The following is an 11,734-nucleotide window of genomic DNA, read 5'->3' as shown; positions in this document are numbered from 1 at the left end:
CGCTACAACGGCACCGGCAAAACCATCTGGGCCGAACAACTACTGGAAGGCTCGCGGCAGCCCGACCATGCTCTTCTCCCGCTGCCGGATATCTAGGACGCCGAGCCGCCACATCGACGCACGGAACCCCACCCATCGACGGCGACGGTCCCCGCCGGGACCATGTCCTGCTGGCGGGCCTGGATCTCACCGGGGTGAGCAGCACGGGCGGAACTCCTGACCCGCGGGCACATCACGATCCCCGCTCCTGACCGGGTCGAGCGATCCACGATCGGTTCACCATCACCGACCCCGACGATGGGCCGACAGCCGGAAAAGGGTCCGGCGCCGGACGCGGGAGGGCACAGTGGGGCTGGACTGCGCGGTCGCGATCGTCACCGGGGCGACCCTGGGCCTGGGCCTGGGCCTGGCCATAGCCGAGACGTTTCTCCTCGAAGACGAGGGCGGGAATGTAAGAAATGCACGGGAGTGGATGCTATCCACCCTCGTGGACGACGGCATCATAGCGCAGCCGAGCCACCGCCGCGGCAGTTCTCGGATCAAGGGCGGCGGCCTCCAGCGCCTTTCCGAGTTCCTCGCGCAACGTCGACTCGGCCGCCGCCACGGCGGCACGCCCCTGCGTTGTGACCGCGCAGTAGACACCGCGCCGGTCGTATTCACAACTCACCCGTTCGGCGAGACCGGCCGCGGCGAGCCGGGCGGTGAGCCGGCTCATTGACGACTGGTTCAGGCCCACGGCGTCAGCGAGATCCTGGATGCGGGAGCCCCGCTCCGGTCCCTCGCACAGGGTCAGCAAAGCGGTGAGCTCCGAGAGCGTCAACGCATGCCGCCGGACGAGCGCCCGGTCGACCGCCTGGTTGACGCGCGCGGCCAGCACCCCCACCTGGCGCCACAACGCGACCTCGCCGGAACGGACCGCACGCCCAGCCGTTGCCACCGTAGACGCCTCCATCCGCCGGCATGGTGCATCCCTCACGGTACGCTCAGTCGAGCCCATTGCATGCATCAGCATCCACCTCGGCAACCGGTGCGGATCCGCACGCAGGCCGTCTTCCTGCATGACCGGGCCGAACATCCTGCGCGACAGTGATTATTTGATCTTCCAGAGGAGTGTCGTAGTTCACATTTTATATGCACGCGCATGCATATATAGGTAGGGTCGGCAACCGTCCTCTGCCCCGTCGCGGCATATCGGAGCGCGTGCATGAACCTCGACGACACTCTCGACCGCAGCAAGTCACCGCCGTCCGCGCCCGCCCGGACCGCGGCCCCCGCCGCTGCGCAGACACAGCTGCCGGGCGACGACCGTCTCGACCCGGCGTTCCTGCGCATGGCTGTCGTGCTGCTCCTGGCGATGCTCGTCGCCCTGCTCGACGAGACGATCGTCAACGTCGGAATAGACACCCTGACCCGATCGCTGGATTCACCGCTGTCCACCATCCAGTGGGTCACCGCCGGATACCTGCTCGCGGTCTCGGTCGCCATCCCGCTGTCGGGATGGGCCATCGACCGATTCGGCGGAAAGAACACCTGGCTCACCGCGGTCGGCCTTTTCACCCTTGGCTCCACCCTCTGTGGTGCCGCCTGGTCCGCGGAAAGCCTGATCGGTTTTCGGGTCGTTCAGGGATTCGGCGGCGGAATGATCATTCCGGTCGTGCAGACCGTGCTCGCCCGCAACGCCGGACCCGGCCGGGTCGGTCGGGCGATGGGACTGATCGCGATTCCGCTGACCGTCGGCCCGGTACTCGGACCGATCCTCGGCGGCCTGTTCGTCGACAGTCTGAGCTGGCGCTGGATGTTCCTGGTAAACCTGCCGGTCGGCGTGGTCGCCATCGTGCTGGCGTTGCGCGCCATCCCGACCGACCGGCCCGAACAGGCCGGCGCCCAGGCACTGGACCGGACCGGTCTGGTCCTGCTCTCCCCCGGCTTCGCCGCCCTGGTGTACGCGCTGTCCACCGCGGGCCACCGCGGCGACTTCGCGGCGACGCCGGTCCTGGTCTCCGCGGCGTCCGGCCTGGTGCTGATCGCCGGGTATGCCGGTCACGCGCTGACCACCCGGGCACAGCCACTGATCGATCTGCGCCTGTTCGCCAACCGGGGATTCACCGCGGCCGTCGGCGTGATGTTCCTGGTCGGCGCGGTCGCGATCACCCTGCTGTTCCTGACCCCGCTGTACTACCAGCAGATCCACGGTACCGACGCGCTGCGCGCCGGCCTGCTGCTGGCACCCCAGGGGCTGCTCGGCGCGATCGGGACGATCGCCGTCGGCAAGCTGGCCGGGGGGTTGTCGGCCCGCACCACCTCGACGGTCGGCATGCTCCTGGCCGCGCTCGGCATGTTCGCCTTCACCCGGGCCGGCGCGACCACCAGCCAGGCGTGGCTGGTGGTCGCCGTCTCCCTCGGCGGCTTCGGGCTCGGCTTCACCATCGCACCGACCATGGCGTCGATGTACGAGGCGGTCGGGCCGGACGGCGCGGCGCGGGCGACCGGAGCGCTGTTCATCTTCAACCATCTCGGCGGTTCGATCGGCATCGCCGTCGTCGCCACGGCGCTGCAACGGGGTGCGGCCGGCAACGCGGCATCGTCCACGACACTGTCCGCGGCGACGTTCGCCGACGCCTACTGGTGGCCGGTCGTCTTCGCCACCGCGGCGGCGGTCGCGGCTGCCGCGATACCCCTGCGCTGGCGGGCGAGCCGACCCGTCCCCGTCCCAGAGAGCGGGACCTGAACACGACGACGGTTCGGGCGCTGCCATCGGTGCCCTGCGGAACCGGTCCGCAGCCGGTGCGGCTTGGACGCTCCGAGCACCGACGGTGTGCTTCGATGGTGGCAGATCACGATTGCGGCTCATCGGGCTCATCGGGCTCATCGTCACGGGGATTGCCGGGAGCGGGGAACTCATGCTTCTACTGCGTCGCCTGATAGGCGTCATCTTGCGTCGCACCCGCCAGCGGCAGGGGCGCACCCTGCGAGAGGTCGCGCGGGTCGCGAACGTGTCGGTTCCGTATCTGTCCGAAATCGAGCGCGGCCAGAAGGAGGTTTCCTCGGAAGTCCTGGCGGCGCTGTGCCGGGCTCTCGACCTCCGCCTCAGCGACCTGCTCGACGAAGTCCTGGACGACCTGCGCCACCTCGAGCCCGAGGCGGCGCCCGTCGCTCCGCTCAGTACTCCCCCGGACGTCACCGTGCGTGTGCCTCAGGGTCTGATGATGGAGTGCTCCGGCGGGCCCGCGCGCAGCCGGGAGCCCCGCTGGGTCTTGCGGGCGAGTCGATGCGTCCCGGCATACACCCGGCGGCCGCCGGTATCGACTCCGGCGCGGACGAACCGCATGGTGTTGCAGGTCGCCGTCAGCGAGGTGACCGGACCGCCCGGCGAGTTCTGGAACACAGGTTCATGTCATGGCGTCCGCTCAGCCCACCGGGCTCGCTGAGCGGGCGCGCGGGAGCTCCGCCGCGGCGGTCACCACGTGGTCCACGAGTCCGTAGTCCCTGGCCTCCTGCGCGGTGAACCAGCGGTCCCGGTCGGAGTCACGCTCGATCTGCTCCACGGTCTGCCCGGTGTGGAAGGCAATGCGCTCCTGGATCGTCCGTCTCGTGTAAATGAGCTGCTCGACCTGGATGGCGATGTCGCTCGCTGTTCCACCGATTCCACCGGACGGCTGGTGCATCATCACCTGGGCGTGCGCGAGCGCGTACCGCTTGCCGGCCGTGCCCGCGCAGAGCAGGAACTGCCCCATCGATCCGGCGAAGCCGAGCGCCACCGTCACCACGTCGTTGGTGACGTAGCGCATGGTGTCGTATATGGCCATCCCCGCGCTCACCGAGCCACCCGGCGAGTTGATGTAGAGCTGGATGTCACGCTCACCGTCCTGCGCGGACAGCAGCAGCAGTTTGGCACAGATCTCGTTGGCGACGCTGTCCTCAACCACCGATCCGAGGAAAACAATGCCGCTGCGCAGCAGACGGTTGAACACCGCGTCGTCGGGCGAGTAGCCGTTGCCCGACTGCATTCGCGGACGGTCCATGCGTATTTCTCCCCTCGTTCGAAAACGTATTGGCCCGGTCGGCCGAAATCGGGCGCCGGCCTCGGCGTGCCCACACGGAACAGCTTTCCACCGCGAGACCGCCTGGAGCACCGGGTCTGCTGACGGCAGACAAGATATTCAAGATCATCAACAGCTTCGGAGTGGGCGACAATCAAGATCAGGAACATCCCCGACCAGGTGTACCTGACGTACAAACAGCGCGCTCTGCGCGCCCGACAGTCCCTGCAGGACTATCTGCTGGGCAAGCTGGTCCATGACGCCCGACAGCCCACTGTCGAGGAGATCCTGGAGCGTACGCAGGCCAGCGCGGTGGAGTCGGTGACCACCGACGACATCCTCACCGAACTGGACCGTGGACGGTCCACACATTGATCGTCATCGACGCCGGCGCCCTCGTCAAAGTCCTTGTCGAGAAGAGTCCCTCAGCCGATGAGGTACGCAAACGGCTCCGTGGCGAAACCCTCAGCGCACCGAGCCTCATCGACGCGGAAGTCCTCTCGGTCCTGCGCGGGTTAACCCTCAGCGGCAAACTACCCGAGCAACGAGCACGTACCGCCCTGTCGTTACTCGCCGGGATTCCCCTCCAACGCACGCCACTGCCCGCGCACCTTGCACGAGCATGGCAGCTGCGTGCCAACTACAGCGCGTACGACACATTCTACGTCGCTCTCGCGGAGCTTCTGGATTGCGTACTGATCACCAGCGATGCCCGCCTCTCCCGTGGCACCGGCGCCAACTGCCCCGTCGAGGTATTCCCGTAGCCGCGACAATGCGTGGGGAAACCGTCCGGCCGGCGGCGGATCTCTGCTCTGCTGTGGGGCGGGCAGGGTCAACGAGGTGCTGACGGCTCCTTCGGGGTGATCACCAGGGTCACCGTGCGATTGCGCGGAGCGTCCGGGAACGGCCCCTGCGCCTGGTCCGCGCTGACCAGGGTGAACGCCGTCAGGGGCAGCCTGCCGCCCGCCGCCAGGTAGCCGACCGCCACCCGGGCGCGGTCCAGCGCGACCCCGGCCCCTCCGCTCGTCCGTCCGCCGGGCACGGCGACCGCGTGGCCCGCCACGGTCGTCGTCACGTTCATGCCCGCCAACCTGCGGCCGATCTCCGCCAGCAGCGACCCGCCCTTCCTGCTGATCTCCGCGTTACGCGGGAACAGCCCTGTCTCGAAGACCACCCGGACGTCCTCGGCGCGGCGTTCCACGGACACGCCGGGCAACGCCAACCCCTTGGCGATCGCATCGAGGTCACGCGCGCGGCGATCAGCAGCCACCGCGCGCTCCGCGTCGAGCGATGCGAGGCGCTGTTCCAAGGCATCGGCGCGCTGGATCTCATGCTGTAGCCGGGCCGAGTCGGCCACCGTCCCCGACGGCCGGTCGACCACGCCGGGCGTGGGCCGCCCGTCCCCGCCGACCAGCGCCGTCCCAGCCAGCGTGGTCGCGGCCGCGACCACGGCGACGGCGACGACCGCGACCCGACCGGGGCGGACGAGCGGTCGAGCGGGACGGCGACCTGCGACGATCTTCTCGATGGTGCGGCGGCCAGCCGCGGCGTCCGCGTCGTCGGGGGCCAGGGCTTGCACCCTGGCCCAGCACCTGTCCGCCTCGGGCAGCTCGCCACGCTGGGCGTGCGCCCTGGCCCGCAGGTCGAGCGCGGCCACGGTGGCCGACCCCGCGGCGGCTGGCCCATCTGGATACGCCGGTCCCGGAAGTAGATCGACGGCCGGACGGTCCGCAGGACCGTTTCGCCGCCCAGAGAAGGATCTTCCTCGAAGACGAGAACCTCGATGGAGCGGCCGGGGTGGAACGCGTCCCCGTCGTGGTCCTGCACGACCAGCCCGGCCTCGGCCAACGCGTCGCGGCACGCGCGCAGGTAGCGACCGGACTGCCGGGTACGCGCAGACGAGTCCTCCCCCTGGGCGAGTTTGCGCTGGGCGCTCCACAGATTCGTGGCGGCGACGGCCAGCGCCTTCTCGTCGAGCTCTGGCTGGAGCTGCGGCGCGTCGAGCTGGAGCTGGGGTTCCTCCCGCCCAGCCGCCGCGCTGAGCTCGACGAGCAGCCGCTCCAACTGCTCGCGCAGAAGCCCCGCAGCCCTTGCCGGGTCTGCACGGTGTTCGCGTCGAACACCCGGACGATGTTCGGATGCCCCAGGGCCGACAGCAGACGCGCCTCGTTCAGCATCGCGTGCGTCTCCTCCAGCGAGGCGACCTTCTTGAACAGCTTCATCGCCTGCCGGCCGAGGTGCTTGTGCCGCACCCGGTAAACCTCGGCGAACGCCCCTTCACCGAGCAGCCGTTCTACGAGGAGTGTGTTGTTGATCCAGTCGTCGTCGCCGAGCAGTGCCATCAACCCGCATCCCTCACCCCGTACTCCACGGCGATCACCGAAATGTCGTCGACCGCTCCCCCCGCGGCAGCGGCCTCGACCAGTCGCCTACACGCCCCGTCAACCTCGTCGGTCGTGTTCAGCAGCTCGGCAAGCGCCTGGTCGTCGACGCTGCCGGTGAGCCCGTCGGTACACAGCAGGATGCGGTCACCGGCGCGCAGCTCAAGGACCGAGACTCCCGGGACGACCTCGCCGGGCATGCCGACGAACCGGGTGAGCTGCCCGTCGCGGGTGTGGTCCTCGGTGAGCCGTTGGAGACGGCCGTCACGCGCGAGGTAGATCCGGCTGTCGCCCAGATGCGCCAGCAGCGCCAGACCGTCCCGGACGAGCAGCAATGCGGTGGCCGCGCCCGTGGTGTCCGGTCCGCTGCGCGCTGTGCCGCACGCGCTCGTTGAGCTCTGCCGCCACCGCGGTCACCGCTCGCGTCACGTCCGGTCCGCGTAAGGCGGTGACACGCTCCCACACCCGGCGAGGGAACTGGTCGACGATCGCCTGTGCGGTAGCCGCCGCATCCGCCAGACTGCCCATGCCGTCGGCCACAATGAACGTGCCCCGGTCGACGTCGGTCGCCACCCGGTCCTGGTTCCCGTCGTGCAGGTGACCTGCCCTGGTCCGCACGGCACATCGGATCATGTCAGCCTCCCGTTCCCGGTGCCGGCGCCGTTCCCGGTGCCCGCGCAGACGTTGAGGCGGTAGCCGATTCCCGTGACGGTCTCCAGGATCTGCGGGTTCGACGGATCCACCTCGATGCGGCGCCGCACGGCCCGCACGACGCCCGCGATATCGGCACGGGTGTACGAGCGGTGGGGCGCCCACTCCTCGCGAGCGCCCCACAGCGCAGTGATCAGTTCGGCGTGGTCGCAGGCCACTGCCGCGCCGCTGGTGCTGCGTCCGGCCATGTAGCGCAGCAACTGGTGGCCCTGCGGGCGCAGCCCCGTGATCGAGGTTTCCACCCCGCCCTCGCTGCGGTAGGCCCTGGCCGCCACCCAGTCGTAACGCAGGCACGGCCCGATGTGGCGGACCTCCGAAGGCGACCCGAACGGCGCCGGCCGGGTGGTGTGCGGGTCCAGGAAGGTCAGTTTCCAGTACAGCGGCTCACCACCCGGGCTCATGTCGCCGAGGATCAGCAGCGTGTCGCCGTGCTGGATCCGCCTGCGCCCCTGGAGGCGCTCGGTGTTGTCGCCGTGCCGCAGCAACGTGCCGTTGACGCTGGCGTTGTCGGTCACCGACCACATGCCGTTGGCGAAGTCCAGCGTGCAGTGCAACCGGCCGGCCCACCGCTGGGGATCCGGTCCCAACGCCACGTCCGGAGTGTGTTCGGGTGCGGCACGCCCGATGGTGATCGGCCCAGCGTCCAGTTCGACGCCACTCGCGACGCCCTCCGGCGAGCTGATGCGCAGCGCCACCGCCCGAGCCCCCACAACAACCTCTTTCCCTTTCCTGATCACGTTCACGTACTGCTTCGAACCTGACCGAGCCGCATGCCGACGACAATGGCAACGAGATGGAAACTGGATGCAGGGGCGTCACGTGAGCCCGCCGGTGAACTGCTGGCCGTCGGCTCGACTGGCCAAGCACACGGCGTAGATTCGCTTCTTCGGGTCCTGCCACCAGTCCCGCGCCGGCCAGTTGACGTTGAAACGGAAGTTTGCCGGCAACGACCGGTTGGCTGCCACCTTCCGGCACGCCGCCTCGGCCGCCGCATAGACCACGTTGTCTCCCGGCCACGGCGTGTCCGGCTCGTACAGCACGGGGTACCCGAGGACCTCCGCCCAGTGGGGACGGTCGCACCGCACGACGGGAACGGCATGGATCGAGGTGTCAACGCTCTGCTTGGTCGCGACGCAGCTACCCACGGGCGGGTTCGTCGAGATGGCGGAACTGTACAGATCCATCTGCACCGACACGTCCTGAGGTTTGCGGTTCGGATCGGTCAACTGCTTGCGTGGCAGCGGCTGGTCGTCGATCCGGTGCACCACGCAGGTCCCGTAGTTCTCGTAGCGCCTCCCTCCCTCGTTCCAGGACTCCCGCGGAGCCAGAAAAATTGACGTGGTGAACTGGTCGACGGGCAGGCCCTGCTGCGCGAGTAACAACCCGCACTCGAACCGGGTCAACGCCTCGGCCTGCTCATCGCCGGGGTAGGGCGATGGCACCGCACCGAGTGGCACGTAACCCAGCACCTCGCCCCAGTGCTGCTGGTCGCAACCGACCACGGGCACCGTGAACTTATTGCCGTCCCACCCTTTCTTGGTGGTGATGCACCGGCCAGCCGGGGCGTTTTCCACGATCTTCTCCGAGAAAAGCCTCGCGGTGGGCGGAAGTCCCCCACCCGGTAGGAGCGGTGGCGCCTGCCATGCGGCCGCCTGGTAGGCGGCCGATCGGGCCGATGACGGACTTGTCGAGCTGGCGCTCGTCCAGCTCGTCGATCCGGTGCTGGATGTGGTCCCAGAAAGCCGCACGGCGCAGGACCGACTCCCACAACCGCGCCGCTTCGGACCACAACCGCTCGAGTTCGTCACGGCCATCGCCGGACAGACCGTCGGACGAGATTTCCCGGTCGAGCGCCTCGCTGTGAGCCAAGACGGCCGCATCATGTTCCTGGTGCAACGCCGGAGCACACCCGCAGCTGGCACCAGGGGTATCCCACAACCAGAACAACTCGTCGACCAAGCGGCGGCGCGGATCTTCAAGAATGCGGTCGAAGGCGGTACGAACCTCCTCCTCCGTGACCGGCAGACGATGACCAAGATTGACATCGGCGCCAACCCGCAACGCGGGGAGGACCTGCTGCTGGCGTTGCCGCACCGCCCGCCGGCCGGCCGGCGTCAGTAGGCACTCCGGTAATCCGGAACGCATTACGCCGATACAGCTCCGGCCCCGCGACCTCGACCAGCCCGGCGGTCGTCGCGTCGATCACCGCATCCCCCTGTTCGGCCGCACCGCCGATTCGAACATACCCATCCCGAAAATGGTCAGGCCACCGGTACCGGAAGTCTGGCCGAACCCCGCACCCATCTCCATGAGAAACGGATGGAATCCAGATGGACGTCAACCCCTACCAGCCATACCAGCAACCCATGTGAACATCCACGGCGGCCCGCAACGACATCAACCCGACGTCGATTTTCTCCGCATTCACCGCCAGCCATCACCTCTTACCTACCGTCACCACGCAGCAGCGACGCGGGTGAGCGGCAGCCTGCCCGGTTATCCACTCCGCAGGCCCGCCGGTTCGGTGACATCGCCATCGATCCGTACAGACGGACTCGGGTTCGGGCTCAGGGAGTCTCAAGGAGCCGGGTGCGGATGGCGGCGAGATCGTCGACGGTGACGCCGGCGGAGCGCCGGTAGGCGTGGACGCCGAAGGCAGCCAGGGTGGCGAGAGGATCGTCGACAGGCTGGGCAGCGGCCGGGCCGCCCTCATCGGCGGCCTGATCAGCATCGTGGGCACCATCCCCTTCACCGTCATCACCGCCGACATGTCGTACTGGTTCCTCGGGGTTACGATGGCCGTCCGCGGCTTCGGCGTCAGGGCCTGCGCCGTCCCCGCCATCATCGCGGCCTACTGCGCCATCTCCCCCTCCAAGATCCAGGAAACGACTGTCCAGCTCAACGTGGGTCAGCGCATCGGCGGCGCGGCCGGTACCGCGATCTTCGCGGTCATTCTGCAGAACCAGCTCGAGAAAGCCGCCGGCCCGACGGACCAGACCGCAGGCTTCGGGACCACCTTCTGCTGGGTGGTCGCCGTCGGAGCGACCGCGCCCGCACTCCTGCTGACCGCAGCCGAACGCCCTGACCGCAGCCGAACGCCGCGTCACCCCGTCCGCCCCCGCTACCGGCGGCCCTCCCCGGACACCGCCCTGACCACCTGATCATCCGATGGGACGATCCGAGTGTGGCAACACGCCCGTCACGTGACTACTATGACCATCCTGACCTACTTGACTGGAGGTTCATCGTGACTGAACCTGCGAGCCAGTGGACGGCTGCATCCGCCAAGGCGCACTTCAGCGAGATCCTCGACCGGGCCACCTCCGAAGGACCCCAGACAATTACCCGTAACGGACGCAGGACAGCGGTCGTGGTGTCCATCGAGGAATGGGAACGCAGGACACGCCGTCGTGGCACCCTGGGCGACTTCCTCGCCGCATCACCGCTCGGCGAGGTGGCCGACCTCATCCAGCGCCCGCGGGAAACCTCCCGCGACATCGGCCTGTGAACATCCTCCTCGACACCAACGTCCTGTCGGAACGAGCGCGCCCACGCCCCGACCCCACCCTCGTCCGCTGGATCGATGACCTGGACGAAGACCGTGCGTTCATCAGCGTCCTCTCGCTGGCGGAGATCCGCCGGGGAATCGAACGCCTCCCGGTCGGTAACCGACGGACGTACCTGGCGGCCTGGTTGGACGGGGATCTGGTAACCCGTTTCGCGGACCGCATCCTCACGGTCGACATCCCCGTAGCGGACGCCTGGGGAGTGCTCACAGCGGCCGGCGACTGCAACGGTAGACCGGTGCCGATCATCGATGGCTTCCTCGCAGCGACCGCCACGGTGCACGGCCTGACCCTCGCCACCCGTAACACCCGAGACTTCGCCCACCTGGGAATCCCGCTGATCAACCCATGGAATGGCGACGCAACCCAGTGATAGCAAGCTGAGACGATGGCCGCCTCCAATGACTGAATGCAACTTCAGCAGAACAGAGGATGCTCATCAATTCGCCAGGTCGCTATGGCACCAGGTCTATATGGCCTCGCCCGTCGGGTGTGACGGGTGCGTCATACGGCCAGGTCGCCGATCAGGTCGGCCAGGACGAGTTCCTCGTCCACCCGGACAGCGTGGTGTTGCAGGGCCGGGCGCAGATCGGCGTCCCAGGACGCCTCGACCGGACGACCAGTGAGCTCACCGCCGGTGACACGAGCGAGCGTGGCCAGGTAGGCCTGGGTGTCGAAGCGCCACGGCTGCCACGGGACGCGTTCCCGCAGGCCGTTGCCGATGTGGATCCCGCCCCAGTCGAAGTCGCCGTGGTAGACGAAGCGGGCGCCGTCGGCGGTGAGCAGGTCGAGCAGGCGGAGCACCGCGGCCGACGGCTGTCCGCTGACACACACCAGCGGCGGACAGCCCCGCCCCAACGCGTCGGCGGCGCTGGCGAGCACGATCGGGTTCTCGCACATCCACACCGTCCGCTCGCCGACACCGAGCTCGGCCCGGGCGGACTGGCTGAGTTGGCTGAGCGGACCGGGCCGGCCGTCCTGTTCGGGCCGGCCGGGCTGGCCGGGCTGGCCGAGCTGGCCGAGCTGGCCGAGCTGG

The 11,734-nt window shown here is 68.6% G+C and carries 17 protein-coding genes and 1 pseudogene; 8 read left to right on the top strand and 10 right to left on the bottom strand.

The window, feature by feature from the left end:
• Positions 1 to 475: 475 nt before the first annotated feature.
• Positions 476 to 937: a MarR family winged helix-turn-helix transcriptional regulator gene (locus CV1CTNOD_RS10560; protein WP_207386325.1), complete on the bottom strand. Its 462-nt coding sequence runs from the start codon at positions 935 to 937 to the stop codon at positions 476 to 478.
• A gap of 267 nt (positions 938 to 1,204) precedes the next feature.
• Between CV1CTNOD_RS10560 and CV1CTNOD_RS10555 the strand changes: the two genes are divergently transcribed.
• Together CV1CTNOD_RS10555 and CV1CTNOD_RS10550 are read left to right on the top strand one after the other, a co-directional pair.
• On the top strand, positions 1,205 to 2,728 hold the full coding sequence (locus CV1CTNOD_RS10555; protein WP_131785936.1) for a DHA2 family efflux MFS transporter permease subunit: 1,524 nt from the start codon (positions 1,205 to 1,207) through the stop codon (positions 2,726 to 2,728).
• A gap of 172 nt (positions 2,729 to 2,900) precedes the next feature.
• Positions 2,901 to 3,428, top strand: coding sequence for a helix-turn-helix domain-containing protein (locus CV1CTNOD_RS10550; protein WP_131785939.1), 528 nt, complete (start codon positions 2,901 to 2,903; stop codon positions 3,426 to 3,428).
• Here the strand turns inward: CV1CTNOD_RS10550 and CV1CTNOD_RS10545 are convergent.
• Positions 3,408 to 4,022: a ClpP family protease gene (locus CV1CTNOD_RS10545; protein WP_131785935.1), complete on the bottom strand. Its 615-nt coding sequence runs from the start codon at positions 4,020 to 4,022 to the stop codon at positions 3,408 to 3,410. The genes CV1CTNOD_RS10550 and CV1CTNOD_RS10545 overlap by 21 nt on opposite strands.
• A 198-nt stretch (positions 4,023 to 4,220) precedes the next feature.
• On the opposite strand from CV1CTNOD_RS10545, the gene CV1CTNOD_RS10540 reads away from it, so the two are divergent.
• Complete coding sequence (locus tag CV1CTNOD_RS10540) at positions 4,221 to 4,415, top strand: hypothetical protein (RefSeq protein WP_131785934.1); 195 nt, start codon at positions 4,221 to 4,223, stop codon at positions 4,413 to 4,415.
• Positions 4,412 to 4,804, top strand: coding sequence for a type II toxin-antitoxin system VapC family toxin (locus CV1CTNOD_RS10535; protein WP_131785933.1), 393 nt, complete (start codon positions 4,412 to 4,414; stop codon positions 4,802 to 4,804). The genes CV1CTNOD_RS10540 and CV1CTNOD_RS10535 overlap by 4 nt, the downstream gene beginning before the upstream one ends.
• A gap of 68 nt (positions 4,805 to 4,872) precedes the next feature.
• On the opposite strand, the gene CV1CTNOD_RS26525 is transcribed toward CV1CTNOD_RS10535, so the two are convergent.
• The 7 genes and pseudogenes from CV1CTNOD_RS26525 to CV1CTNOD_RS24640 all read right to left on the bottom strand — a co-directional run bounded on the left by CV1CTNOD_RS26525 (position 4,873) and on the right by CV1CTNOD_RS24640 (position 9,001).
• Entirely contained in the window at positions 4,873 to 5,697 is an 825-nt protein-coding gene (locus CV1CTNOD_RS26525; protein WP_242606578.1) for a hypothetical protein, read from the bottom strand.
• A 508-nt stretch (positions 5,698 to 6,205) separates the two neighbouring features.
• Positions 6,206 to 6,382: pseudogene (locus tag CV1CTNOD_RS26520) on the bottom strand (serine/threonine protein kinase); the annotation flags it as partial.
• Complete coding sequence (locus CV1CTNOD_RS10520; protein WP_131785930.1) at positions 6,382 to 6,756, bottom strand: PP2C family protein-serine/threonine phosphatase; 375 nt, start codon at positions 6,754 to 6,756, stop codon at positions 6,382 to 6,384. The gene CV1CTNOD_RS10520 and the pseudogene CV1CTNOD_RS26520, both read right to left, overlap by 1 nt.
• Positions 6,686 to 7,054: a hypothetical protein gene (locus tag CV1CTNOD_RS10515; RefSeq protein ID WP_131785929.1), complete on the bottom strand. Its 369-nt coding sequence runs from the start codon at positions 7,052 to 7,054 to the stop codon at positions 6,686 to 6,688. Before CV1CTNOD_RS10515 ends, CV1CTNOD_RS10520 begins: the two co-directional genes overlap by 71 nt.
• Complete coding sequence (locus CV1CTNOD_RS10510; protein WP_131785928.1) at positions 7,051 to 7,842, bottom strand: FHA domain-containing protein; 792 nt, start codon at positions 7,840 to 7,842, stop codon at positions 7,051 to 7,053. The genes CV1CTNOD_RS10515 and CV1CTNOD_RS10510 overlap by 4 nt, the downstream gene beginning before the upstream one ends.
• A 105-nt stretch (positions 7,843 to 7,947) precedes the next feature.
• The gene (locus tag CV1CTNOD_RS24645) at positions 7,948 to 8,640 is read right to left on the bottom strand and encodes a septum formation family protein (RefSeq protein WP_242606576.1); all 693 of its coding nucleotides are present in this window, start codon (positions 8,638 to 8,640) and stop codon (positions 7,948 to 7,950) included.
• A 7-nt stretch (positions 8,641 to 8,647) separates the two neighbouring features.
• Positions 8,648 to 9,001 (bottom strand): hypothetical protein, encoded by a 354-nt coding sequence (locus tag CV1CTNOD_RS24640; RefSeq protein WP_165485434.1) that lies wholly within the window; start codon positions 8,999 to 9,001, stop codon positions 8,648 to 8,650.
• Here CV1CTNOD_RS24640 and CV1CTNOD_RS24635 point away from each other — a divergent pair.
• From CV1CTNOD_RS24635 to CV1CTNOD_RS10490, 4 genes are all read left to right on the top strand, one after another.
• Positions 8,993 to 9,253 carry a hypothetical protein gene (locus tag CV1CTNOD_RS24635; RefSeq protein WP_165485433.1) on the top strand — a complete coding sequence of 87 codons (261 nt, stop codon included), beginning with the start codon at positions 8,993 to 8,995 and terminating at the stop codon, positions 9,251 to 9,253. The two genes, CV1CTNOD_RS24640 and CV1CTNOD_RS24635, sit on opposite strands and share 9 nt — an antisense overlap.
• Positions 9,254 to 9,774: 521 nt before the next feature.
• Positions 9,775 to 10,293, top strand: a complete 519-nt coding sequence (locus CV1CTNOD_RS10500) for a hypothetical protein (RefSeq protein WP_131785926.1) — start codon at positions 9,775 to 9,777, stop codon at positions 10,291 to 10,293.
• Between the two features lie 86 nt (positions 10,294 to 10,379).
• The gene (locus tag CV1CTNOD_RS10495) at positions 10,380 to 10,640 is read left to right on the top strand and encodes a type II toxin-antitoxin system Phd/YefM family antitoxin (protein ID WP_207386324.1); all 261 of its coding nucleotides are present in this window, start codon (positions 10,380 to 10,382) and stop codon (positions 10,638 to 10,640) included.
• Entirely contained in the window at positions 10,637 to 11,071 is a 435-nt protein-coding gene (locus CV1CTNOD_RS10490) for a type II toxin-antitoxin system VapC family toxin (protein ID WP_131785925.1), read from the top strand. The genes CV1CTNOD_RS10495 and CV1CTNOD_RS10490 overlap by 4 nt, the downstream gene beginning before the upstream one ends.
• A gap of 131 nt (positions 11,072 to 11,202) precedes the next feature.
• Here CV1CTNOD_RS10490 and CV1CTNOD_RS10485 read toward each other — a convergent pair.
• The coding region (locus CV1CTNOD_RS10485; protein ID WP_131785937.1) for a DUF2399 domain-containing protein at positions 11,203 to 11,734 on the bottom strand (532 nt) is incomplete at its 5' end.

This window comes from Protofrankia symbiont of Coriaria ruscifolia, from assembly GCF_900634745.1.
Lineage (GTDB): Bacteria > Actinomycetota > Actinomycetes > Frankiales > Frankiaceae > Protofrankia > Protofrankia californiensis.
This window is presented reverse-complemented; position numbering and strand designations above follow the sequence as displayed.

Coding starts and splice junctions, on each gene's coding strand:
- CV1CTNOD_RS10555 (WP_131785936.1), top strand. CDS start 1,205: ATGAACCTCGACGACACTCTCGACCGCAGCAAGTCACCGCCGTCCGCG.
- CV1CTNOD_RS10550 (WP_131785939.1), top strand. CDS start 2,901: ATGCTTCTACTGCGTCGCCTGATAGGCGTCATCTTGCGTCGCACCCGC.
- CV1CTNOD_RS10545 (WP_131785935.1), bottom strand. CDS start 4,022: ATGGACCGTCCGCGAATGCAGTCGGGCAACGGCTACTCGCCCGACGAC.
- CV1CTNOD_RS10515 (WP_131785929.1), bottom strand. CDS start 7,054: ATGATCCGATGTGCCGTGCGGACCAGGGCAGGTCACCTGCACGACGGG.